Source organism: Gemmatimonadota bacterium (assembly GCA_016719105.1).
Taxonomy (GTDB): Bacteria; Gemmatimonadota; Gemmatimonadetes; order Gemmatimonadales; family Gemmatimonadaceae; genus SCN-70-22.
Genome location: JADKAQ010000034.1, coordinates 1 through 24,949 on the forward strand (window position 1 = coordinate 1; position 24,949 = coordinate 24,949).

At 65.7% G+C, this 24,949-nt stretch carries 19 protein-coding genes and 1 pseudogene; 19 read left to right on the forward strand and 1 reads right to left on the reverse strand.

What is annotated here, in order from left to right:
- The 5 genes and pseudogenes from IPN47_23240 to IPN47_23260 all read left to right on the forward strand — a co-directional run bounded on the left by IPN47_23240 (nt 1) and on the right by IPN47_23260 (nt 7,692).
- Nucleotides 1-515 (forward strand): annotated as a pseudogene (locus tag IPN47_23240) (molybdopterin-dependent oxidoreductase).
- A 206-nt stretch (nt 516-721) separates the two neighbouring features.
- On the forward strand, nt 722-1,141 hold the full coding sequence (locus IPN47_23245; protein MBK9410909.1) for a xanthine dehydrogenase family protein molybdopterin-binding subunit: 420 nt from the start codon (nt 722-724) through the stop codon (nt 1,139-1,141).
- Nucleotides 1,142-1,178: 37 nt separating this feature from the next.
- Entirely contained in the window at nt 1,179-1,661 is a 483-nt protein-coding gene (gene tsaA, locus IPN47_23250; protein ID MBK9410910.1) for a tRNA (N6-threonylcarbamoyladenosine(37)-N6)-methyltransferase TrmO, read from the forward strand.
- 1,195 nt (nt 1,662-2,856) lie between these two features.
- Nucleotides 2,857-7,410, forward strand: a complete 4,554-nt coding sequence (locus tag IPN47_23255) for an RHS repeat-associated core domain-containing protein (GenBank protein MBK9410911.1) — start codon at nt 2,857-2,859, stop codon at nt 7,408-7,410.
- A 9-nt stretch (nt 7,411-7,419) separates the two neighbouring features.
- Nucleotides 7,420-7,692: a hypothetical protein gene (locus IPN47_23260; GenBank protein MBK9410912.1), complete on the forward strand. Its 273-nt coding sequence runs from the start codon at nt 7,420-7,422 to the stop codon at nt 7,690-7,692.
- Between the two features lie 356 nt (nt 7,693-8,048).
- On the opposite strand, the gene IPN47_23265 is transcribed toward IPN47_23260, so the two are convergent.
- Nucleotides 8,049-8,246 (reverse strand): hypothetical protein, encoded by a 198-nt coding sequence (locus tag IPN47_23265; GenBank protein MBK9410913.1) that lies wholly within the window; start codon nt 8,244-8,246, stop codon nt 8,049-8,051.
- A gap of 470 nt (nt 8,247-8,716) precedes the next feature.
- Here IPN47_23265 and IPN47_23270 point away from each other — a divergent pair, with 470 nt between their 5' ends.
- From IPN47_23270 to IPN47_23335, 14 genes are all read left to right on the forward strand, one after another.
- A complete protein-coding gene (locus tag IPN47_23270; GenBank protein MBK9410914.1) occupies nt 8,717-9,658 on the forward strand; it encodes a sigma-54-dependent Fis family transcriptional regulator in 942 nt (313 codons plus the stop codon).
- Between the two features lie 1,113 nt (nt 9,659-10,771).
- Complete coding sequence (locus IPN47_23275; GenBank protein ID MBK9410915.1) at nt 10,772-12,154, forward strand: type II/IV secretion system protein; 1,383 nt, start codon at nt 10,772-10,774, stop codon at nt 12,152-12,154.
- Entirely contained in the window at nt 12,151-12,588 is a 438-nt protein-coding gene (gspG, locus tag IPN47_23280) for a type II secretion system major pseudopilin GspG (protein MBK9410916.1), read from the forward strand. The genes IPN47_23275 and gspG overlap by 4 nt, the downstream gene beginning before the upstream one ends.
- An 86-nt stretch (nt 12,589-12,674) precedes the next feature.
- The gene (locus tag IPN47_23285; GenBank protein MBK9410917.1) at nt 12,675-13,769 is read left to right on the forward strand and encodes a type II secretion system F family protein; all 1,095 of its coding nucleotides are present in this window, start codon (nt 12,675-12,677) and stop codon (nt 13,767-13,769) included.
- 29 nt (nt 13,770-13,798) lie between these two features.
- On the forward strand, nt 13,799-14,038 hold the full coding sequence (locus tag IPN47_23290; GenBank protein MBK9410918.1) for a hypothetical protein: 240 nt from the start codon (nt 13,799-13,801) through the stop codon (nt 14,036-14,038).
- Nucleotides 14,039-14,238: 200 nt separating this feature from the next.
- Complete coding sequence (locus IPN47_23295; protein ID MBK9410919.1) at nt 14,239-14,376, forward strand: hypothetical protein; 138 nt, start codon at nt 14,239-14,241, stop codon at nt 14,374-14,376.
- Nucleotides 14,373-14,924, forward strand: a complete 552-nt coding sequence (locus IPN47_23300) for a prepilin-type N-terminal cleavage/methylation domain-containing protein (GenBank protein MBK9410920.1) — start codon at nt 14,373-14,375, stop codon at nt 14,922-14,924. Before IPN47_23295 ends, IPN47_23300 begins: the two co-directional genes overlap by 4 nt.
- A gap of 26 nt (nt 14,925-14,950) precedes the next feature.
- The gene (locus IPN47_23305; protein MBK9410921.1) at nt 14,951-15,742 is read left to right on the forward strand and encodes a hypothetical protein; all 792 of its coding nucleotides are present in this window, start codon (nt 14,951-14,953) and stop codon (nt 15,740-15,742) included.
- The gene (locus IPN47_23310; GenBank protein ID MBK9410922.1) at nt 15,739-16,647 is read left to right on the forward strand and encodes a hypothetical protein; all 909 of its coding nucleotides are present in this window, start codon (nt 15,739-15,741) and stop codon (nt 16,645-16,647) included. Before IPN47_23305 ends, IPN47_23310 begins: the two co-directional genes overlap by 4 nt.
- Complete coding sequence (locus IPN47_23315) at nt 16,608-17,198, forward strand: hypothetical protein (GenBank protein ID MBK9410923.1); 591 nt, start codon at nt 16,608-16,610, stop codon at nt 17,196-17,198. Before IPN47_23310 ends, IPN47_23315 begins: the two co-directional genes overlap by 40 nt.
- Complete coding sequence (locus IPN47_23320) at nt 17,192-17,683, forward strand: hypothetical protein (GenBank protein ID MBK9410924.1); 492 nt, start codon at nt 17,192-17,194, stop codon at nt 17,681-17,683. Before IPN47_23315 ends, IPN47_23320 begins: the two co-directional genes overlap by 7 nt.
- Nucleotides 17,684-17,702: 19 nt before the next feature.
- On the forward strand, nt 17,703-19,112 hold the full coding sequence (locus IPN47_23325) for a hypothetical protein (protein MBK9410925.1): 1,410 nt from the start codon (nt 17,703-17,705) through the stop codon (nt 19,110-19,112).
- A gap of 20 nt (nt 19,113-19,132) precedes the next feature.
- Nucleotides 19,133-20,152 (forward strand): sigma-54-dependent Fis family transcriptional regulator, encoded by a 1,020-nt coding sequence (locus IPN47_23330; GenBank protein MBK9410926.1) that lies wholly within the window; start codon nt 19,133-19,135, stop codon nt 20,150-20,152.
- 207 nt (nt 20,153-20,359) lie between these two features.
- A partial coding sequence (locus IPN47_23335; protein MBK9410927.1) for a hypothetical protein occupies nt 20,360-24,949 on the forward strand: 4,590 nt, incomplete at its 3' end.

A 24,949-nucleotide genomic window follows, 5' to 3' on the forward strand; every position in this document is an offset into this window, starting at 1 on the left:
CCGAGTTCCTCAAGGTCGACCTGGCCAACGTGACCGTGCACGTGACGTTGTTAGGCGGCGGCTTCGGACGAAAGAGCAAGCCCGACTTCATCTGTGAGGCGGCCTTCCTGGCGCGCGCCGTCGGCGCCCCGGTGCGCGTGCAGTGGACGCGCGAGGACGACCTGCAGCACTCGTACTACCACAGCGTTGCCGCGCATCGCCTGGAGGCGGCGCTCGATGCCAGTGGCAAGGTCAGCGCCTGGCTGCACCGCTCGGCGTACCCGGCCATCGCCTCGGTCTTTGCGCCCAACGTCCCCGGGCCCAGCGCCGATGAGCTGACCAACGGGGCGAGTGACATCCCGTTCGACATCCCCAACATGAGCGTCGAGGCGTGCCCGGCGGTGGCCATGGCACGCATTGGCTGGTATCGCAGCGTGAACGCGATCCATCACGGCTTCGCCATCGGGTCGTTTGTCGACGAGCTCGCGCACGCCGCCAAGCAGGACACGGGCGACTTCCTGTTGCAGCTAATCGGGGCGACCGGCAGGTGGACCTGTCCAAGGCGGGGCTGGTGGCGCCGGCCAGCACTACGGCGCCACTGGACCGACCATCCGCTCGACAGCAGCGGGCGCGCGCCAGGTCGTGCAGCTGGCGATGGACAAGAGCGGGTGGAAGGGAGGCAAGCTCCCGCGCGGCAAGGGGGCGTGGCATCGCCGTCCATCGCAGCTTGTCATATGTGGCGATGGTGGTCGAGGTCGAGGTGCTGCCTGACGGGACCGTGCTGGTGCCCAAGACGACCGTCGCCGTCGACGCCGGGTATGTCGCCAACCCCGATCGTGCCCGGTCTCAGATGGAGGGGGCGCTGATCATGGCGATGAGCAACACGCTGTACAGCGAGATCTCGTTTGCCGAGGGGAAGGTGGTGCAGTCCAACTTCCGCGACTACCAGGTCACGCGCATGCGCGCGGCGCCGCGAGTGGTCGATGTGCACCTCGTCGAGAGCGAGGGGCTTCCGGGTGGCATCGGTGAGCCGGGGGTGCCGCCTGCGGGCGGGGCGCTGGCCAACGCGATCTTTGCGGCGACGGGCGTGCGCGTGCGCGAGCTGCCGGTGGGGAAGCAGCTGGCGGGGTGGCAGAACAAGGCGACGAACGAGGAGGCGTGACGCGCCCCGCGCACGCCTAACGGCACACGGCACCCTTATGATCACCTTCGATCCCATCGGGGTCGTGCGCAGCCCCTTCGCCACCATTGACCAGGTGCCGAAGGGGCTTGGCGCAAAGCACTCGACCGAGGGGGCGCTCGTGCTGCGCCCCGAGCTGGAGGCAGGGCTCACCGACATCGAGGGCTTCTCGCATCTCTATGTGATCTGGGTTTTTGATCGCATCCAGGGTTACGAGCTGATGTCGCGCGCGCGGGCAGACGGGAAGCCGCACGGCGTCTTCGCCACGCGCATGCCCCTGCGCCCCAATCCCATCGGGCTCACCGTCGTCGAACTGCTGGGCCGAGACGGGGCGACGCTCAGGGTGCGCGGCGTCGACATGCTCGACGGGTCGCCGATTCTCGACATCAAGCCGTACCAGTCGAGCATCCCCGTGGAGCAGCTCAGGCGCGGGTGGCTGGCGGACGCGGAGGCGGCGAAGGCGCGAGAGTCGCAAACCATCGAAGCGCGGGGCGGGACGTAGCACACACAGGCACCGCTCCTTCCGAACGTCCGGGGCGTTACGTAGAGCGGTGGGCACTGTGCTAAGTCTGGTCCTCGAGAAACTCCGCGTCCGCTCGATCCCCGGGTCCGGTCTGTCGCGCGCTTGTTCCTGATGAGGTCTTCCCGGGAGATCATCCACACGGGTTCACCGTCCAGCGATGCTGCCACGCGTCGTGTCCAGGCCTCGGCGAATTCGACGCCGTAGAGCCTAGTCAGCAGGTCCACGCGGTTGGGCGCTCGCCCCAACTGAATGACCCGGTCGTCCGCCTCGAAGTCCGACGCCTCGAGGGCGAGTTCAGCGAAGCCGAACTCGCGCAAAGCCGCCACAATGCGGATGCCGTTGGCGCGGTCCGGTCGCACGAAGAGGTCCAGATCTTCCGTGAGCCCGGGACGCCCGTGAAACGCGACGGCGTGCCCGCCGACCACGAGAAACTCAGCGCCGTGTGAACGCAACAACGCGAGTAACTCGAGCAAGTCCTTGTCCAGCTTCACCAAAGGCCTCCCGGTAGCGAGCGTGTAGCTCCAAGGCGCGATCGAGACGCTCCTGGGGCGAGAGGGGCGGCCCACGCCTGACGGTCCGCGGCGGCGGCGGCGGCGTGAGTGGGAAAGATCTCGATACGGCGCTCCATGCGATGAAATCGAAGCGGTGCCGTGAGCAGGGGTGAGCCGGGGTCACAGCCGGGGTCAGAGCCAACGCGGCAGCCTCTCGTTGGATCTGGCCCCCCCCTTCTCTGCCCAGCTCCGAACATGAGAAGTGCCGCTTCACCGTGCTAGCGGGCGCTTTGCCCGCGTAATCGCGGCCCGGCGAGCGGCGCTGGCGCGGGATCCGGCGCGCCGTGTGCTCGCTGGAATCGGTCTCGCGCGCAACCCGCATAGGCGAGGGGTCATCGCCGGCGGCGCGCCCAGTTCGCGAACGTCCGCCCCGAGTTCGCCCCCGTCCGTCGCCGCACGTTGGGCGGCGACTGCGCCTGAACAAAGTCCATCAGCTGCAATGACTTGCGGACCTGCCTTCACTGGCACGTGCCCTGCCTTCCGTGCGCAGCAACCTGTGCGCAGCGAGGTGGACGGTGAATGGGACACGACTGACGTGGTTTGCGATCGGTACGGCGGTGGTCACTGGCTCGGGCGTGGCGACTTTGGGCAGAAGTGCGTGGTGGGAGTCGCTCGGACACGCGATGGCGCAGGCAGCCCCCGTCGCCGCGATCGATGTGGCCAACTCCGGCTATCCCATCGAGCGAAGCGCCTGCCTGTCAGTCAACCTCGGCGCGAACGCAGCGACCGACTGCGGTGACTTGCGCGTCACGCATCCGCTCTCGAGTGTGCGCGCGTTCGACACGGAGGTGACGCCAACGCTGCTCTACAACAGCCAGTTCGCGCATCCGCGGCTGAGCGTTCCGGTCACCATCACGCAACTCGCCACGACCACGCAGCCGGATAGCGTCGAGCTGCGGCTATGCCGTGCGCCGTACAATGCGCCGCCCGCGGCGTGGACCTGTGTTACCTCGGCGTGGCGCGGAACAGACTGGCCAGCGGGAACGACGGCCGCGCGGCGCGTGACGATCACCGCGGACGCCATCAACGACACGACCGGTGTCTACTCCTACTACGTGAAACCGGCGAACTGGTATGGGTTGACGCGCGTACCGAGGCCGGATTCGATCGTCGGTGGCTACCACCACGTGAACCGCTCCAATAGCCCATACGGCGCGGGCTGGTGGCTTGTGGGTCTCGATCGAGTGAAGAAGTACTACCAGTCGGGCGGAACGACCGCATTGCTCTGGGTCGGTGGCGACGGCAGCACCCGCACCTTCACGGTTGGGCAAGCGATGTACTACGACCGACTCGATTCGATCACCTACGATGCGGCGCAACAGGCCTACGTGCGGCGCCTTCCGGAGGGACGTCGTACGGAGTTCGACCTGCAAGGGCGACACATCCGCACCATCAACCGCTTCGGGCGTGTCACGGTCCTGTCCTATGTGACCACCGCTGATTCGGCGGGTGTCGCCACCATGACATTGCCCTCACCGACCGGCATGTCGTTCGGCTTCAGCTACACCAACGGTCGTCTGGCCGTGGTGACGCCGCCCGCACTGGGCTCCACGGGCATGCAGATTCGGAAGGACACCATCGTCAACACGGCGGGCAACGTCGTGCGCGTTCGCAACGCGAGCGATTCGAGCGTGCAGTTCGCGTACTATGGTGGCACGACCACGCAGTACGTTCTCCGCGAGCGCAAGAGCCGTAGAGCGGTCGCGCAGACCTTTACGTTCGATGCCGCATTCAAGGCGCGATCAGCGAGTGTCGCACCGGGCTTCGGGAGCGGCGTGATCACAACAACCGTAGTCGCTGGAGAGTCACGCGGCCTCCCCCAGAGCGGCTCGCCGGCCGCCGTCGACACCGCACGCGCCTACACCTGGGTCGACGGACCTCGCGCAGTAGCCGACACCTCGGCCCTCTTCCAGGGGCGTTTCGGCGAAGTACGCCGCATGGTCGATCCGATTGGCGCTGTGACACAAGTGCGCGCCGAGGCGTACTTCGACGGGTGGCAGTTCGGGTGGAAGCCGACACGCGTGCGCCGTCCGGGTGGTCACGTGGTGTTCTACGAATGGGACGATCGCGGGAATGTGCTGCGAGTCATCGACTCGACCGGCGTCAACGCGGGCGTTCGCGACACCACGCAGTACGTCTACGAGACGAGTTTCGACCAACTCACGCACGTCATTCCGCCACTCAAGGACACGGTTCGATTCGGCGTCAGCGCGGTGAATGGCCGGCGCGACTGGCAGCAGGACCAACGCGGAATCACGAGCCGCGTGAACTACATCTACAGCAGCTCCTACCCCGAGGAGCTGGTCACGCTCATCCTCCCGGCCATCAACGGTACCTCCGCTTACTACAACTACGGGTACCATGCCACCACGCGCAACAACGTCTCGGAGCAGACGCCCAAGGGCAACGTCACCACACGTTCGCAGGACGCAATCGGGCGTGATACGCTGATCGTCTCTCCGATCGACTCCCTTCCCAGTTCGACACGCCGATTGCGGGAGCGCATCGTCCACACGATCCGGGGTGACATCACCCTCCGCGCAACGTTCTGGACCAACGGCGCGTCGCCGTCCGAGAGCCTCAGCGTCCACACGTACTACGATCCTGATGGGCAGATCGACTCTGTGTCGCGGCGCGGCTATCCGGATTCGGCAGGCGTGGGCACCATGACGACGCGCTGGGGGCGGGACAGCGTCGGCCGCGCCATCTTCGAACAAAGCCCCGACGGTCGACGGGACAGCGTGCGTTTCGATGAAGCCGGCAACGCGGTGAAGCGTTTCTCGCGTCGCTGGGCCAGCAACAACACGGGGGTCGCGCCGGAATCGCTCGCGTACGATGTGCGCAACAAGCTCTCGTGGCGAGTGATCCCGGGCGTCACCTACCCAGCGCGGGCGCAGGGCATCGGGTACAACCCCGGGCCTCCGTATCCCGCATACGTCATTGCACGTGACTCCCTCTTCTACACCTACACGCCAGACGGCGACCTGGCGACGGCGACCAACCGGTATGCACGGGTGAGGCGTGGCTACAGCGTCGCCGGCCGCCTGCTCGCCGACACGCTCGAGATCGCCGACGTGGCCGTCACGACGTTCGCGCAGCACCTGTACGCGACGCAGCACCGCTACGACCGCAACGGGCGCCGGATCGTGCTCAAGGTGCCGTCGCAACTCACGACCAATGGCCAGGACTCGATCCGGTACGGCTACGCCTTCTGGGGGAGCCTGTTGACGCAGGTAGTCGATCCGCAGGGGAACAGCTACACGTACACGTACAACGTGCGCAATGAACCGACGTCGCTCTATTCCCCAACCAGTGCGATGCAGCACGAGTGGCGATACGATGACGACGGGCGGCTCGTGCTCGACAGCGTGCGGGTTACGAGCGGCGCGTTTCCGTACTTCCCCTTCGCGATAGCGCGCAGGAGCGCACTCCGCTACGACGGGCGTGACAAGCTGTTGCGTCTGGCGGGCGGCGTGGGCTCAAAGGACACGTCGGCAACGACGTATTCGGGCCTCGGCTACCTCATCGCCGATAGTCTCGTGCAGCGTGGGATCGGATACACCACGGGAGACAGCGCGCGCTACCGGTCGATCACGCGCTACCGCTACGATGGTCTCGGCAACATCATCCGACGCACCTACGCCGACACGCTCAAGTTCTGGGTACAGGGCCAGCCGTACGTGCGTGCGCCCGTGTACGACTCGAGCTTCGTGACCTATCGCCCTGGCGTCGGCCGAGATACGCTGGACTTCCGCCCCAGCCAAGGTCCGACGAAGATCGTATACGACTCATCCGGCAACGTGGTGTACACGGCTCGGACGGCGGGATACGCCAGCCAGGCGCAGGAGGATCGCGCGTCGTTCTATGACGCGGCGGGGCGACTGGTCGCCGCCGACCGGCGCTACATGAGCAACGACGGTTCTTCCTTCAACCGGAGTGTTCTGGAGGAGTATCGGCATGATGCGCTGGGGCGGCGCGTGTGGGTGCGTGGGCAGCGCGCCTGCTCGGTAGGCGGCGGGCCGATCCCCCCGGCGGAATGCCTGGCGAGTTACATTCGGCGGACGACGTGGGACGGGGCGCAGGAGCTGGCCGAGATCCAGGCGCCGGGCGGGGCAACGGACAACGCTTTCTTCGAGCAGGACGTCGGCGCGTTCACGCTGCCGTACCTGCAGAATCAGGATCGCAACCCGTTCTACGGCCGGGTGCTCTACACGCATGGGGCGGCGCTCGACCAACCGTTGGCGGTGGCGCGCTACGGCTATGTGGATCTGCCGGTGGGGGGCACTCCCACGCCCTGGCCGGACTTCGTGGTGGAGGTGTCGTGGGACCCGCGGGGGCGCGCATCGTTCGGGAGCTATGGGGGGCTCGCGTACAAGCAGCTGTCGTCGGGCGGGACCAAGTGCGTGTGGACCCCGGCGACGAGCGCGCAGCGGTGCGTGCAGTGGGACTGGCCGGGGGCGCGGGCGGCGTACAACCCGCAGCAAGGGGTGGTGCGCTCGAGCTGGATGGGGACGTTGCTGGAGGAGAAACAGGACGGGGCGGGGACGCTGTATCGGCGGAACCGGCAGTACGATCCGACGCGTGGGCGGTTTGCGCAAGAAGATCCCATTGGGCTGGCGGGGGGGCTGAATCTCTATGGGTATGCAAATGGGGATCCCGTCAACTTCTCGGATCCGTTTGGGCTGTGTCCGGAGAGGGATCCGAACTGCAAGGAGTTCACCGGCGCGGATGCGCGAGCAGTATTCCGAGCACTTGCAGGCATGGCACCAGCGATGGAGCAGGGACTTACGATCGCGGGTGCGGTCAATTTTGCGCCAGCGTTGGTGATGGCTGCAGGCGGCGGCGGATTCAGCACGCTAGGTCTTTCGGCGCAGAGTGCAGCGGCTGGGGCTGGGCTCGGAATTGTTCCCTCAGCGATTGGCAAAGTGAATGCAGTTGCGAGCCAGCTTGGTACTTCAGGGGGCAATCTGCTGCGCAACATCCTCGCTCGTGGTGAGGCATTCGTTGACACGAGGAACTCAAACAACATTAACGTTCTGCTGCAGCGACCCGATGGAGCTAGTGGATTCGTACGAGCAACTCTTGATCCCACCGGGAGCCGAGTAATTTCGTCGGGGATGATGCGCGCGGATCAGGTTAAGCGGCTTATTGAGTCAGGCAAACTCGTCCCGAAGTAGGAGGCGACCATGGCGGGAAACGCCGCTGATTTGGAGCGAGCGATCGCGATGTACATAGCGCACGAGATCGGGTTTGACGAATTCGAGGTCCTTTTCTCGGAACTGTTTCTGAACCGCGTTCCAGAGGGCGAGCTTAGCAACGCGGACCTAGATCGTTACGGAGACGTTAACGAGAAGCTCATGTGGACATCGCTGGCGCCAAGTGCGGAGGAGCGCGACCCGGGGTGGATCGACAGGGAACAGTTTCGCAAATGGCTGACCTGCGCTGGTGACACTGCGTAAAGCGCTTTGGCTCTAGGAGAGCGCCACCGAAGTCGACGATGTGCTCGATTAGCCTAACCCCTTAGCTTCTGCTGCCGGGCGCAGCCCGGGCAGCTGCAAGCATCGGTTAGGCCTGTACGGGAGACGGAAGCCCGGTCCTGGTGGCCGAGCTTCTTGCACAATCGGTGAACGCCGTAACTGGGCTGGTCGCGCGGCCTAGCGGGCCGCGCGGTCTGCCTTCTGGGCGTGTCAGCTGGTCTTTCGGGTGCGCGTGCGCGCCGGGGTGGTGCGGCGGTGGGTCTCGACTATGGCGTCGCTGAGCTCGAGGATGGCGCGCTGATCGGGGGCCGGGAAGCCCTTCCATCTCCTGGAGGCGCTTAGGCGGGCGGTCTTTGGGGGAGCGGCGCGCGCGGCGCGGCTCCGCACAGCGTGTTGGTGGAGACCCTGAGGACGCCGGCCGGCTCGACGAGGATCGCGCCAGAGGGCTGGGCGCCATCGCACTCGGAGCAGGCGATCATGCGATCGATGAGCTCTTTGAGGGTGCCGTAGTCCGCCGGCCGCACGGCGTCGGCCACCTGATCCTTCGGCGAGGTCGCCCGCGCTTTCGAAGCACGCACGGCGTGTCAGAGGAGGGACGACTCGTGGCTTCTTCGCGCCTCACGCCCGCCGGGCCCCTCTTTGGAGACGAAACCTCGGGCTGTTCGTCGCCGCCTTCGACGCGTCGTCCAACCATGCGGCCTCGGCACCCCCGGCTACCCCCCGCGGCCCAGTGCTGAGCCATTCGGGGGGAGACCTGACGAACGCTGGAGTTGCACGCGACCACTAGCCTGGGTACGCCGAACTGTCTGAACTCGAAGAATCAGGAATAGCTCTCTTGCACGGCTGGCTAGCTGCCCGTATTAGCAATAGCACATGATCACGCTGGCCAGGCAACGCGAATCGGTGCCGCGGCAGGTGACGGGCATTGTGTGCGTGGGTGGCGAGGATGGGGGACGGTGTGGAGAATGCCCAACGGTCGAACGGCTCGACCCGACCGGCACCGAACGTGTCGCCAGACGAACTCAGCGATCGCGCGCTATTCGAGGGAAGTTCGCGCGCGTCGAGAGCCCTCTGGCACGATGTCGCCGAGTTCGCGTGGACGCCTTATCCGGTGCTTCTCAGCGGAGAAACCGGCACCGGCAAGTCGATGCTGGCTCGCGAAATTCACCGTCGATCGCGCCGCGCTGCAGGGCCGTTTGTTGCGCTACCGCTGCCCGGAATCCCCGAGGAATTGCGGCACGTGGAGCTCTGTGGCTGCGCGAGGGGGGCCTTCACAGGCGCAACTCACGATCGACCCGGGGCGCTCGAACTCGCGTCGGGCGGTACGCTCTTCCTCGACGAACTCGGCCATGCATCGGCTAAGCTGCAACAGTCACTGCTGACGGTCCTCGAGAGCGAACGGGTGCAGCGACTCGGTGAGTCACGGCCACGTCGCGTCAGCGTTCGCTACGTCTTCGCCACGTCCAGTGACTTGTTGGCACAGGTGCAGCGCGGCGCCTTCCTGAGCGAACTCTACTTCAGAGTCCAGGGATTCCGCATTTGTCTGCCGCCCCTTCGTGATCGACGTGAGGACATCCTCCCCCTCGCAGAGCGCTTCGTGGTCAACGCGCTCCGAGAACTGGAAAAGCCACCCCGCTTCCTGATCTCACCCTCACTCGCCGAATACATGAGGATGGCCCCGTGGCCGGGCAACATCCGCGAGTTGAAGTCGGTGTGTCAGTACCTGGCGGTGCGCGCGCGGCCAGACGTGACACTCGATTGCTCGCACCTCCCTGCGCCCGGCGAGTCGGGCTGTACCTGTGGGGAAGGCCCTGCCGCGCGAGCACTCGAGGTGCTCGCACGCTTCGATGGCAACAAGGCGAAAACGGCGCGAGAGCTGTGCCTGAGCCGTGGCGCGCTCTACCGCCTGCTCGCTCGTGCTGGAGAGCCCGAGAGCGGGCATCCGTGAGCGTGCAGAGAACAGCGGATCCTGGTCACGCGCGAGACGCACGTGCCCAGTCGCGCCCCGCACTCGGGAACGCATTCTCGCACCTGTGACGCATCCGACTGAGCGCGTCTCCTCGGCGCTCGACAATCAGCGCACCGCCGCGCTGGATCGCTCAGATGCGCCGCTCCTTCCCACGGCCAGGAACTCCGCTCCCGCAACGGCGGCACACGGACCCGCCGATGGGCGCGCGACCGCGTAGATCCACCGGCGCTCTACACCGTTGTCCATGACGACGGGTCTGGAGAATCGCCCGCAGTCGAGTACCACACTCCCAAGCGACCGACGCAACATCACTTCATCGTAGGGAGGCACGGCTTCGTTCGAGGCGGTTGTCTGCTGTACTTCAAACGAGGCACCGGTTGATCGCATGACGAAGTCGCTGCGCGCACTCTGCGTCGCTGGTGTGTCCGCGGCGGCTAGCGCCGAATTGGTGACAACCCATGGCATCGCGGCCAGCGACGCAACGCCTCCTGCGAGTGCAATCGAGAGTAACATCCGTTCGCGACGCATGTGAACGCTCTTGGTGTGAGTTGCCATCCGGACTGCAAATCGTGCACCGGCGACTCGAAGCTCTGCATGCCGCGTGTTCACCAGCGGTTACGGCGCACACGTCAGATGGGCGGTGTCGGTCGGCGATGAACGGCGCCGAACGCTCGCGCACGTAGGCGAACGCCAGGGTGGCCCCGCCCCATCCGCAAACAGAGGAGACTGCTCGAGCCTCCACTGGACCGGACACCAGATGCTGCAACCCGCCATGTCGCTTCCGCGCGAACCGTTGGCGTGAAGCGCACAACGCATACAGATCGCGCACGTGCTTCGCCGAGACACATGTGTCCGGACAGAGCTGTCGCGGAAGACACGGCGCGCTCGCACTCATCGAGCAACAACGCGATGGCGGTGAAGGAGTTGCCTCCAGGAGCAGCGGCGGGCACGCGGGATGCTTCTTGAGACGACATGACTGGCTCGGGAGATCAAACACCCTTTCGAAGTTCACTCGCACTCGAGTCGACCTTCTCGCCCGAGTATCTCCGATACTACCGCGTACTCCCGCTCTCGATGGGAGACGAGCTCCAAGTGGCATACCACGGCGATCTCCAACGTGACGTAGAAGAACATCTCGCCATCGTATTCGGCCGACCGCTGCACAAGGAGTACTGCGAGCTCGACACGCTCCAGCGCGCAATCGCGGCCTCCTTTGATGGTACGGAGGTGAAGCGCTCGCTTGGCAGTGAAAACGAGAGTGACGAGAGCGACGGGAGTACGTCGGTTGCGGATGCTCGCGATCTTGCCCTCCAGCCACCTGTCATCCGTCTCGTCAATACCACTATCCGGGATGCCGTGCGCGCCCGCGCCAGCGACGTGCACTTCGAGGCGACGCCCTCGGGCCTGAGCGTGCGCATTCGCGTCGATGGCGTGCTGCATGCGCTGTCGCCACCCGACCGGCAGATGCAACCCGCCATCGTCTCACGCTTGAAGTTGCTCGCCGATCTCAACATCGCGGAGCAACGTCGCCCGCAGGACGGACGCCTCCGCATCCGCTTGAATGAGGCGGAACTCGACATCCGTGTCAGCACGGTGCCCACGTTGCACGGCGAATCCGTAGTACTTCGCTTGCTCCGCACGGACACCGGCGCGGCGACCCTTGATTCGCTCGGTCTGCCGCGACAGACCCAAGACGTCCTCGCCGACCTCGTGAGCCGTTCACACGGACTTCTCATCGCGACAGGGCCCACCGGGTGCGGCAAGACGACAACACTCCACGCCCTCCTCTCGTGCAGGGCAACGGGACGAGAGAAGGTGATCACGGTGGAAGATCCCGTTGAATACCAGGTGCCCGGCGTCACGCAGGTGCCGGTCATTGCCGCGGCAGGCATGACCTTCGCGAGCGCGCTCCGGGGGATTCTTCGTCAGGACCCGGACGTCGTCATGGTGGGGGAGATGCGGGATCGCGAGACCGCGGCCATCGCCGCCCAAGCCGCAATGACGGGGCATCTCGTGCTCTCGACCCTGCACACCAACGACGCACTCTCGGCGGTCGCGCGACTGCAGGACCTCGGAGTGGAACCCTTCCTTGTCGCGTCAACGCTGATAGGGGTCCTGGCTCAACGTCTCGTACGTGTGCTCTGCACTACATGTCGCCAACGCGGCAGCGGGACGGTGTTGGTCCCCGCAGCACCCGAGGCCGGGTGGCTCGATGTTTCCCCGTTCTACTCAGCGAGAGGCTGCGACGAGTGCCGAGGTTCTGGCTACAGGGGCCGCACCGGCATCTACGAGCTGCTCCCCATCACAAGCGCCATGCGGGAACTGCTCGCCCGCTCCGCTGCACCGCACGAGTTGAAGCACCTCACCGAGGTCGAGGGGATGCAACGCATCCAATTGGATGCGGCAGCCAAGGTGGCTGCGGGAATCACATCGGCGGACGAGGTCCGTCGCGTCCTCGGAGGAGGATCCGCATGACCCGCAACGCCAGGCGTCCCGGCTTCACGCTCATGGAACTCATCGTCGTCATCGCGGTCATCGCATTGCTCGCCGGGCTGACCGCGCCCGCGCTCTTTCGCAACGTGGGCGACGCGCGCATCGCAGCCGCACGCGCAGATCTCGCGACGATCAGCTTGGCGCTGGAATCCTACGCGCTGTCCGTCGGTGACTATCCGTCGACCCAGCAAGGGCTCGAGGTGCTCGTGCGCAATCCAGGCGTAGGGGCAGTGTGGAAGGGGCCATATCTGAAAGGGCAGGTACCGAAGGACCCATGGGGTCGGGCCTTCGTCTATCAGTACCCCGGGAAGGGTGTCGCGGGAACCTATGACCTGATGACGTACGGGCGAGACGGTGCCGCTGGTGGAACTGGCGAAGACGCGGATGCCGTGGCAGGGGAGGGCGCCGCGCGATGAGGCGCTTCGCGTATATCGGCAGCACCCCGCAAGGGGCAACGACGCGCGGGGTCGTGTGGGCGCGGGAGAGATCGGATGCCCGAACAATGCTCGAGAACCGTCGGGTCACCCTCATTGAACTGAGCGCCGATGGTGGTGGGGCAAGGCGACTCGTCGGAACACGCGCGTCGCGCCTGGCGGTCATCCGCGCCCTGGCGGGACAGATGACAGCGGGTGTCTCCATGCGGCGTGCGCTGACGGCAACTGAGACAACGATGCTACCAGCACCGGTTCTCCGTGCTGTGCAGGATGTGCGCGCCATGGTGACGGAGGGCGAGACGCTCGGGCTCTCGCTCGAACGTGCCGCGTTGGCGAGCCCGGTGATCGTCTCGCTGGTGCGCACAGGCGAGTCAGTGGGCGATCTCCCGCGAGCCCTTCAGTTGGCCGTTCAGCAACTCGAACACGAGGATGCCGTCGCCGCACGACTTCGCACAGCGCTGACCTACCCGGTGATCCTGGCGGTCACTGCGAGTCTGTCGCTCGTGGTGATCGTACTCGTCGTACTCCCGAAGTTCGCGGACATCGTGCGCGACATTGGAGGGCAACCACCTCCCTTGGCGATTCCTCTCCTGTCGATCGCTCGCGCCACGAAGGCGCACCTCCCTGCTGTACTTGTCTCGACGCTGCTGGCCGCGACTGGCGCCATCGCAATGTTCGGCAGCCACGCGGGGCGGAGCGCTCTCCGAACCATGGCGGGGCGGGCACCACTGTTATCCCGAATGTTGACGCGCTGGCACGCAGCGCGAACGGCACGTGAGCTTGGAACTCTCATCCGTTCCGGGACTCCCGTTCTGCGGGCGCTCGACGATGCGATCACCACGGCGGCGGGCACCTCACTTGCCAAGCGGCTGCAACGCGTGCATGCACGGGTCGCCAACGGCGGTCGCCTGAGCCGGGCACTCGTCGACGGAGACGTGCTGCCCCCTGCAACCGCGTCACTCCTTGAGGTTGGCGAGCATACGGCACAACTCGGAGCGGCACTCCTTGCAGTGGCAGAACAGCTCGACCGCGAAGTCGACCGAGCGATCGAAATGTCCCTCGTGGCGTTGCAGCCGGCGATAGTTCTCGTGTTTGGCGGAGTGATCGCCCTCGTGGCCGGCGCCGTGCTTCAGACACTGTACTCGGTACGCCCCGTGTTGTGATGAACCGCCAGCGAAGATCTGCACATACCATGTTCGAACTACTCGTGAGTGTCGTCATTCTTGGCGTGCTGCTCGGCGTCGTGCACTTCAGCATTCCTCGCAGGGTCCCCGTGAGCTCCAAAGGCATAATGCAGACCTGCCAGCGACGGGCGATCGAGGAACGTCGCGACGTGTCCGTGGCGACCGGTGGCGGATTCCTCCTGTGTTCAGCCGACGGACGGGTCGCCGGGCCGGATATGGACTGGTTCTCTATCGTTCACGGGCGATGACGGGTCACAGACGTGGCGTCGCTCTCCTTGAGGCGCTTTGCGCCATCGTGGTGCTGGCCGTTGCGGGAACGTCACTGGTTCACCTCATGGCCGTGCAGGTTGCGGCCGTCCGGTCCATGGCACGATCGAGTGCTGAACTTGAGACGCAATCCCGCCTGATGGGTGCGCTATCGCTTCTCACGCGCCGCGAGCTCGAGTCAATGGCGCCATCCCGTGAGATCGGTGAATTCACGGTGGAAGTCGACCACATGCCGGGCGACGTCTTCATGGTCACGGTCGCTCCATCTGGGGCCCCGGGATCGTTGGTATCCACCTTCTTGTGGCAGCCGCTCAAATGAAGCGTGCATTTCGGTTCACGCGCCGTGGGTTCTCGCTCTTCGAGCTCCTGATCGCGCTCATGATCGGCAGCCTCGTGCTGACGCTCGCGCTGCGACTCGTGTCCGCGCTCACCGTGGCGGCCCGACAGGTGGAACGCGCAGGTCAGCTGGCCATGCAGCAGGCGAACGGCATCCGGTGGCTGCAGATGCACCTGCGTGCGGCGAGCGTTCCCGTGAAGGACCGTCCGTTTGTGGGCACACCTCGCACGGTGGCCTTCGACGTCGCAGCGGCGAAGCGACGATCGCCGCAATCTCGCAGGCGCGTGGTGGTGATGGTCGAGCACGACACACTTTCCGCACTGGTCGATGGAGAGCGCCGCGTGGTCATTCGTCGCAACGTACGTGACCTCGCGGTCGACTATCTGGTGTCGCGCGGCCTCTCGTCGCTCTGGCTCTCCGAATGGTCGTCGGACCGAGGGTTGCCGGTGGCCCTGCGCTTCAGGATGCGAAACGTCGCGCCTGCAACCACCATCGACACTGTGCTCGTCACAGTAGGGGTGACGCTGTGAGACGCTCGGGCTTCTCGATTGTGCCAGTGCTGTGGGTCGTCGTCGTGCTTGGCGCCACGGTGTTGCTGCGGGCGCAAACGACGGGACTTGAAGCGCGGGCGGCAAGGAATCGGCAACTCCTGCTGGCGGCCGAGTGGGCGCGAGAGGGGTGTCTCAACGTCCTGCACGCGCGACTCGAAGCGATTCGCCGCGACAGTACGCTGCAGCATACCGACCGCGCGACGCTCGTGGTGCGGTCCCTAACGATGCCACGCATGCGAGTGCGTGGTACGGCGAGCTGTGACATCGCGGTCCGCGACCTCGGGGCCTACCTCAACGTCAACACGGCCGATAGCGCCACCCTGGCCTGTGTAGCAGGGAGCGACGCGATAGCAGCGGCCATTCTCAAGTGGCGACCCATTCCGTCCGACGATGCGCTGCACGCCCTTATCAGCTCGGTTGGTGAGGCGGAAGCCGATACGCCGGGACTGTCCGTTCGTGCGGACGAGCGTGTGAATCTAAACTCGGCGCCGGTACGCCTCATGGAGTGCATGCCGAAGCTGGGGAAGGCAGTGGCGATGGTTGTTGCGGCGACCCGACGTGCGGGGAGGAAGATCGACAGCCCCGCGGACATTGCCCTTCTCCTCCCATCTCCAGCGCGGGAGGACTTCGTACATCGGCTAGCCATGACCGGCATCGGTGCGGAGGTCGTACCGCCGACGCTGGCGCTGGTTGCCTCCGGCTATGCGGGCTCCCCTCCCGTCCATGCCCGCTTGATCCTCACCGTTCGCGTCCGTGGTACGGCGGTCGACGTGCTATCCACGGAGCTCGAGTCATGACCGTGCGACCCTTTGTCGTGAAGACCACATCGTGGGCCGCCAACGATGCGGTGGCGAACGATCTCGCCCAGGCGCTCGGCGGTTCGACACCGGTGCGCGGACACTCCGTTCGCATCGTGCTGGGAAGCCCCCCGTGTCATCGCCGGGAGCTTGCCGGACTCCCGCCGATGTCGCGCAGCGCCCTTCGACGGCACGTCGCCGCCAACGAGGACCGCTACTTCCCCCTAACCTCGGGGGGGCTGACGCTCGACGCGCACTGGGCTGCAACGCGAGCCGGTGGTACCGCCGTTGCCTATGCGGTCGATACAACGTGGTTACGGTCGCTGTTGCGGGCGCTCGATTCGTATGGGGTGCGCGTGGAGAGTGTTCAACCGGAAGGAGTCGTGGCGGGGCGAATTGACCTGACACCACTCGAGGATCGAAAGAAGCAGCGCGAGCGAGAAGTCCAGCGCGTCATCTACACGGCGTGTGCGACGGTCGTCGCTTCAGCGCTGGCGGTCCACTTGGCCACAGTGGGGGTGCGACACAATCGCCGAACCACCGAACGCAGCACCCCGGCGCCGACCGTGTTGCGTGCAAGCTCGGCGCTCATGCGGCAAGCAGCCTCGCAGGCGCTGACTGACACCATCCTCACAGAAGAAGAGGGCATGAGCCGACGTCTGGCCGCGAGCCTGGGGTCGATCACCAACGCAGTACCGGATTCCGCTCGTCTCGTACGACTCGAGCTGACCGATGGACGTCCAACACGGATCGCCATGATCGCACAGGACCCGGGCCGTTTCCTGGAGCGGCTGCGGAGTGCCGGCCTCTCGACACGGCTGCGCGTCCTTGACACCCCGACCCTCGTGCAACGGGGCGAGGCCATGTGGCTCTCGGTAGAGCTGCGAGAGGACGGTTCACGGTGACAAGGAGGCACGTCATGCCAACGATCGCCATCGCCGTGGCGTGCATCGCGACGGTGTTACTCACGCAACTCGTACCAATCTGGAAGGCGGAACGAGCGGCGTTTGAGGCGATGCGCGGCACGGTGGCGGCGCAACACGAGCTGGCCAGTCGGCGCGCGGCACTCGAACGACTCGTACACGACGCCGCGCGCACGAGGTCTCGCGTGGCGCGTCTGCTGGTAGCGACCGACGCAACCACCGCCGTCACGGAGCTCGCTTCGATCGTGCACCGCAGCACACCATCGGAACTCAACGGTGTCGTCCAGGTCGTTGTCGAGGACGACACGGTGCACCGCGATGACCTTCGCCGAGCCTCCGTACGGGTTCACGCGGCCGGTGCGACCGAGAGCCTCGTCGTTCTCTTGCACAATCTCCTGTCGGACGCGGTGCAGCTTCGGGTGGACCCGCTCAGGCTTGAGTCGTCGCCGGCTGTCGCAGAGAACGCCCAGCAGGTCGACGTTTCGATGGACGCGAGTGTATCCGCCTGGTACCGGACGAGGGCACGATGGTGAAATGGCTACGAGGCGTACGCACCGTGCTGCTGCTGTCGGCAATTGCGGGCGCGGTCTGGAGTGTCTTGCAGTGGCGCCGACCAGCGCCGTTGCCCGAGCGCTCCATGTCGAAAGTGATCTCTCTGCGGGCGTTGGCGCCGTTTCCAGATGACACGGGCTGGGCCTCTTCCATAGATGTCGTAGCGGAGCGGTTGCCATTCGACGATCCCGCGGAGCCGTCGACTGTCCCGGACGGTGAATCGCAACCGATCGCGGTGGTCCCGCCTCCCGCATCCCCCGCGTACGCCCTGAGCGGTGTGGTGGTTGGATCGGTCTCGCAAGCGCTGCTGTCCGGCATTGCCGGCCAGGAGCGGAGTATCGCGCTGCGAATCGGAGATCGCGTCGGCGGCGTGCAACTGCTCCAGGTCGACTCGGCGGGCGCGACCATCGACGCGAACGGCGAACGCCGTCGGCTGCTGTTGCCTGCATCGATGGAGAGGCGCTGACATGCGATGCCGAGCGTGCGTGGTACTGCTCTTGGCCTCGGCGGCGACGGCAGCGGCGCAGGACACCGCGTCGGTCAGCGCGAGCCGCGACAGCGTGCGACTGCGATTCGTCGACTCGGATATTCGGGGCGTCCTTCGTGCCCTCGCCCCGTATCTGCGCAAGCCGGTGTTCGCACCAGACCTGCCACCGACGAGGGTCACACTCGAGACCCCCATCCCCGTCCCGGTATCGATCGTTCCTCAGCTCCTCCGTGGCGTGCTCGAGGCGTCCTCGCTCTCGCTCGTCGAAGACTCGGCGTACTTCCGGGTCGCGCTGGTGCAGCCGCAACGCCCAGAGCAAGCGACGGGGGAAGGCGCTGAACGCAGGCTGCATGTCATCGCATTGCGCCACGCACGGGCGAGCGAGGTCGCTGCCATCGTCAACGCGCTCTACGGTGCGGGCGGCGAGGCCTTCACCGCTCGCCGTCTCGCGACGGGCACTCTTGCCGACGAATTGCGACGCAACCGAATCCCTCCCCAAGGAGCGGAGGAGTCGTCGCCCGCCAACGTACGCGGATCATTGCTCGGCCCGCTCTCGCTGGTCCCTGATGAACGGACAAACTCGCTGCTGGTTCGCGCAACGGAGCGTGACCTCGACGTGCTGCAGCAGGTAGTGCGCCAGCTGGATACGCGGCCGCTTCAGGTACTCATCGAGGTACTGATCGTGGAGGCGCGCAAGGATAGGTCGTTCGATCTTGCCACCGCCGGCGAGGCAACGCGCGAGCGGTCGGGTGAGACGGGAAGCCTGGCGCTCTCCAGCGCAAATCTCGGAGGGCTCGTCCTCAGGTTCATGAAACTCTCCCGAAGTGACGTGACGCTCCGCGTCAGCGCCGCCGCGTCGCGAGGCGACGCCAGGATCGTGTCGCGCCCCGTGCTCGTCGTCACCAACAATGCGGAAGCACGATTCCTGGTGGGATCGCAGCGCCCGTTTGTCCAGGTGAGCCGTTCGCTCCCGACGGACGCGGCCGTTCGTGATCAGGTGGTGCAGTACCGCGACGTCGGTACGAAGCTGACCGTCCGGCCGTCGATCAACGCTGACGGGTACGTGGCGCTCTTGGTGCAACAGGAGATGAGCACGGCCACCGACGAAACCCAGTTTGGCGCACCCGTGATCTCGACGCGAGAAGCGAGCACCGAGGTGTTGGTCCGAGACGGGCAGACCATGGTGCTCGGTGGGCTCACGGATTCGAGCCGCAGCCGGGCCCAAGGCGGGATTCCTCTCCTGTCGGCGATACCGCTGCTCGGCGGGCTCTTCGGCGAAGCCCGCAGGCGGTCGGCCGCCACCGAGATCTACGTCTTTCTCACCCCGCACGTGATACGGAGCGATGCGGATGCCGACAGCCTAACGACACCGCGACTCCCGGCATCCGGGAAGGCACAACGACCGTGAGAACCCAAGAGGCTGTGTCGATGGAACTGGAGTGTCCGCAGGAGGGCGACGCGCAGGTCGCGACGGGCGTGTCGCCGATCATTCTCGGCGAGTCTCTCGTCATGCAGGAAACCCTAGCGTTGGCGCGGCGCCTCGCGCCCTCCGGCTTGTCCATCCTGCTCGTGGGAGAGACAGGTACGGGAAAGGAGTTGCTGGCACAGGAGATCCATCGCGTGAGCGCGCGCCCCGGGCCGCTGGTCGACGTCAACTGCGCGGCGCTGCCGCGTGAGATGGTCGAGGCACTGCTCTTCGGGCATCGCCGGGGCTCTTTCACGAGCGCGAGTTCCGACGCAATCGGACTCGTGGAGTCCGCGCATCGCGGGACCCTCTTTCTCGACGAGCTTCAGAGCCTCGCCCCGGAGGCACAGCCAAAGCTGCTCCGGGTGCTGGAGAGCGGCGAGATCCGGCGAATTGGTGAGACGCGGAAGCGTGTCGTGCGCCTTCGCACGATCGCCGCCGCGCAGCCCAGCCTGGGGCGGGTGATCGGTGCCGGCGGTTTTCGGGAGGACCTCCTGCAACGACTTGCGGGGGTGGTCATTCACCTCCCAGCGCTCCACGAACGTCGAGACGACATCCCGTCGCTGGCGAGGCACTTCGGGCTCATGTGCGGGGCGAGGCCGACCGACGCTGCCATCGATGTACTCGTCGACCACGAGTGGCCCGGCAACGTTCGCGAGCTGCGCAGCGCGATCGAGCGTGCCGCCTGTCTCGCCGGGAGCGAGACCATCAGCGCGGACACCATCCGCCGAGCGTTGCGGCTGGGCACGGCGCAGCTGGTAATGCTCCCGCGTGAGCGCGGCACCGAGTCGTCCACGGTCAAAACGCGCCTGCTGCGCGTCATTGCGGAGCACAACTGGAACGCGGCGGCGATCGCCCAGGCATTGGGGGTCGGCCGAACGACGCTCTTCAAGGAACTCAAGGAGTACGGCATTTCACTGCGCGAGCTGCGCACCGACACGGAGCAGCGCGTCGAGCACCTCTCGAGGCAACGCGCCGACTAGCAGGGTCGGCGACGCACTGGTGCCGACGCGTGGTCGACTCGCGCCGTTCGCCGGCGTTCACGTCCGCGTTCGCCCGCGTTCGCGACGAGGACGGCATGCCGACGGGAGAACTCGCCAACCGCTTGTCGCCGCGGTGCTTATCCGAGGGTTCTCTGTAGGCACGGCGCATGCCTCGACGCTCTGCATTCCATAGCGGAGAGGTGGTGCGTGGTGCTGCGGACCTGGATCGTCACAACAGCGATGGGTGGTGCCCTGCTCGGTGGGCTCACGCAGTCCGGTGGAGGGGTGAGCTTGCTCCGCCGCGTGTTCGGCGCTCCGTGGGCTCCCGCTCCCCCAAGCGCCGAGATCGACATCTACAACTCCGGCTATCCGATCGAACGGAGTGCCTGCCTCTCGGTAAGCCTCGGTCAGTCGGCGGGGAGCGAGTGCGGCAACCTGCGTGTAGTGCATGCACTGCCGTCGACTCGGGTGTTCAACACCGAGATGACGCCGACGTTGATCTACAACAGCGAGTTCGCGCATCCGTACATCACGATCCCGGTGAACATCAAGCAGCTCTCGAGCACCACACAGCCTGATAGCGTCGAACTCGAACTGTGGTGGGGTGCGTTTGGCGCGACAAAGACGCGGCGCGCGCGCGCGGCGTGGCGCGGTACGGAGTGGACAGCCGGGGTGACCACGACGCGGCGCGTCTCCATACGGCTCGACTCAATCCTCTCGACAGATACGACGGGCGTGTACGCCTACTCCGTCGTGGCGGCGAACTGGTACAACGGCACACGCCAACAGCAGGGGTACCAACCCTCGGGCGGCTACCATCTCGTGAACCGCAGCAACAGCCCGTATGGGGCCGGATGGTGGCTGGCGGGGCACGAGCAAGTGAAGAAGTACTATCAGTCCGGTGGTACGACAGCGCTGCTGTGGATCGGTGGTGACGGCAGCACGCGCACCTTCACCGTCGGGCAGGCGATGTACTACGACCGCCTCGACTCGATCATGTACGACGCGGTGTCGCTGAAATGGGTCCGCAAACTCCCCGAGGGGCGCCGCGTAGAGTTCGACCCGACGACGGGACTGCACCTGCGCACCGTCAATCGCTTCGGGAGAGCGACCCAATTCGTGTACGCGGGCACGCCGCTCAAACTGGATTCGCTGAAGTTGCCCACACTGGCTCCACGTTCCTACAAGTTCACGTACACGAGCAACAGACTGACGAGTGTCACGGCACCGAAGGCGGACGCTAGCGTCACGCGAGTGACTTCGATTACCAACACCGTCGGTAACATCACCCAGATCACGAATGCGGGGGACTCGCCCGTCGGCTTTGCGTACTACGGCACGTCGGCGCACCAGTACGTGATGAACCAGCGCACTGCCCGCACCGGCACCCCGACGAGCTTCACCTTCGACTCCGCCATGAAGGTGGCAACGGCGAGCGTGTCCCCCGGATTCGGCGGTGCCACTATTACGCACACGCTGATTGCCGGCGAGTCGCGAGGGCTCCCTCGGTCCGGGACTCCCAGTTCCGTCGATACCAGCAAAGTCTACACCAGGTTGGACGGGCCGCGCGCGGGCGGCGACTCGACCGTGTTTCGCCAGGGGCGCTTCGGTACCGTGAGGCGATTCGTCGATGCCACCGGCGCCACGACCCACATCCAGCCGCAGGTGTCATTCGACGGCTTCGAGATGGCCTGGCTGACAACCCGGGTGAAGCTCCCCTTGGGGCGCGTCCTCAAGTACGAATGGGACGACCGCGCCAACCTCCTGCGCGAGATCGATTCCACGGGGACAACGCCCGGCGTGCGGGACACCACAGCCTTCACGTATGATGCGACCTACGACCAGCTGACCTCGATCACTCGACCGGAGCATGATGGTCTCACCTTTGGGGTGAACGCCTCCAATGGCCGGCGCGACTGGCAGCAGGACAATCGGGGCGTGTCGAGCCGCATCAGCTACGGGTACGATCCGACGTATGCGGAGCAGGTCACGAGCGTCCAACTCCCCGTAGTCGGTGGGGCGAGCGCGACGTACTCGTACACGTACTTTCCGGGGTCGCGCAACTCCAAGACCGAAACGTCGCCGTTGGGCTACACGACCACCTGGACGGAGGACTCGATTGGGCGCATTACCCGAATCGCAGAGCCTTTCGATTCGGCAGTGACCTCGACCAAGCGCGAAGTCCACTCCTTCGCATACTCGCTCCGAGGCGATGTCACGCACGACACGCTCTCGGTGCTGGGTGGCTCCTCCGAATTGGTCCTTGTGCGCTCGTACTACGACGCGGACGGACTCGTTACCAAGGTTGAGCGATCGATGTCCCCGGATCCGGCTTCGATTGGCGTGATGACGACGCAGTGGCGCCGGGACAACATAGGGCGGCCGTATGCTGTGCAAGCACCCGACGGGCGAGTGGATAGCACGGTATTCAACGAGATCGGCAAACCGGTGCAGTGGTTCGGTCGTCGATACAATCCGGCGAACCCGGGAAGTGCACAAGCCGTCACGACCCTCTACGACGTGCTCGGGCGAGACAGTATTCGAAACACACCAGCTCTGAGCTACGGCGCACGACTGGTAGGCATTCCGACACGATGGAGCATCTACGGTCTCGACTCGGCGTATCGCGCCTACGCGATCCCTGCGCTCGCCGACACCCTTCTCTACGACGCGGAGGGGCGCGTTGTTGCCGCGCGCAATCGGTGGGCCCGTGTCACTCGTACCTACAAGCGGAACGGTCGGGACAGTATCGAGACGCAAGATCTCGCCGACTCCGCGGGCGCGTTCGGCGCGCACACCTATCGCGTGGGTTTCACCACCGACCGGAACGGACGACGCATCAAGACCGCCGTGCCCTCGCAGCTCGTGCCGGCCACGAAGGATACCATGCGCATCGCCTACGGCGCGTGGGGGCAGGGCAGTCGCATCACCGATGTCGACGAAGGGGCAATGCGATACACGTATACGGCGCGTGGCGAGCCGGAGAATCTCACGTACCTCGCTGCGTCTGTGACACAGGCGTGGACCTACGACGCGGACGGTCGCCTGAAGGCGAGTACGGTCTCCAACGCCACCGGTTTCCCGCGCTGGTCGTATCCCCAGCTTCGCAACATCAGCCAGCGCTTTGACGGGCGAGGGAAGCTGCTGCAGCGCGTCAGCAGCGTTGCGATGATCGATTCCCTGCAGGTCCAGTATACGGACCTCGGGACGATGTGGTGGAGTCGCTACTCCTCGATCGGGATCGCGCAGCTCTGGGGATCCTACAACCAGGCACGGACGATCTCGGTCGACTCGATCGGAGCGGACCCGCTGGGGAACACCTACACCGGCTGGCAACAGGACTGGTCGAAGATCGGGAACAACCCGCCGGTCGCCGCTCCGTTGCTGCCACGCCCCGCGACATACATCGCGGGTGTAGGCCGGATCGCGACGCAAGGCGCTGCGATCCCCGGCATTCGGACATTTTCGTACGACTCGGCGGGGAACGAGGCGTTCGCGTCGCTCCTCGGCCACAACGGCGGGAACAACCCCTCCGAGGACCGCGCCTCCTACTACGATGCCGCCGGGCAGCTGGTCGCGGCGGAGCTCCGGGCGCTCACCTCGGAGATTGACCCGACGCAGGGGTTGCGCAACTCGTTCGAGGAATACCGCCGAGACGCCTTGGGCCGGCGTGTGTGGGTTCGGGCGCGGCGCCGGTGTCAGTTCGAGGTGGCGGGGCTTCCGGAGCCCGGTGGGGAAGCGATCGCGTGTTCGCGGAGTTTCGTGCGGCGCACCGTGTGGGACGGCGTGCGGGAGCTGGCGGAGATCCAGATGCCCGACACGCCGACCTCGCGCGAGCGCGATGCGACGGTGCATGACAGCCTGCCGTTGATCAATGGCAAGGACCCGAATCCGTACTACGGGCGCGTCGTCTATACGTACGGGTTGGCGCTGGACCAACCGTTGGCGATCTACCGGCTGGGCTATGCGGACAAGCCGAACGGGGGCGGGTTCACGGCGACCTGGGGCAACTTCGTGCTGAACCCCATCTGGGAAGCGACGGGGGAGGCCCGGATCGGGGTCTTCGGAAACGGGGCGGCGGTCCGACAGCTGGTCGCTGGCGGGACGGCGTGCGGGGTGGGCACATCAGCACAGCGGTGCGTGAAGCAATACTGGGCGGAGAGCTTCACGCCGCGGGACCGGTTGCACGGCTTCACGGCGGCGAGTTACATGGGGTCGTTGCTGGAGGGGAAGCGGAACACGACGGGGACGGAGTACAAGCGGGCGCGGGTGTACGATCCGCAGAGCGGGCGGTTTACGCAGGAAGATCCCATCGGCCTCGCGGGCGGCCTCAACCTCTATGGCTACGCCGGCGGCGATCCCGTCAACTTCTCGGATCCGTTTGGGCTGTGTCCGATCCCGCCATCGAATTGCCTGGATGTGGCGATGGCGGTGGCCAGTGTGGGCAGCTTCATCGCCAACCCGTCGCTCGGAGCAGGAGTTTCTGCGGTCCTGGATGTGGCGGGTGCAATACCGGGCGTTCCATCGGTCGGTGTGCTACGTCGCGTCCTCGGCGCCACGGACGAAGTTGTCGACGGTGCGCGGGCGCTGCAGAGTGCGGGCCGGACAGGGAAACAAACGCGGCTTCGCGAACTCGCGACAGATCCGGACCTTGGGTCAGGGGACAGAGGCTGGATTCGGCAAGAGATGAATAGCATCGAGCGCGGCCAACGAAGTACTATTCGGAATCCGCCTGGCAAGGATCTCGCTCACCGACGCGGTTTCGAAGCTCGCAAGGGCTACAGCTATCAGCATAGT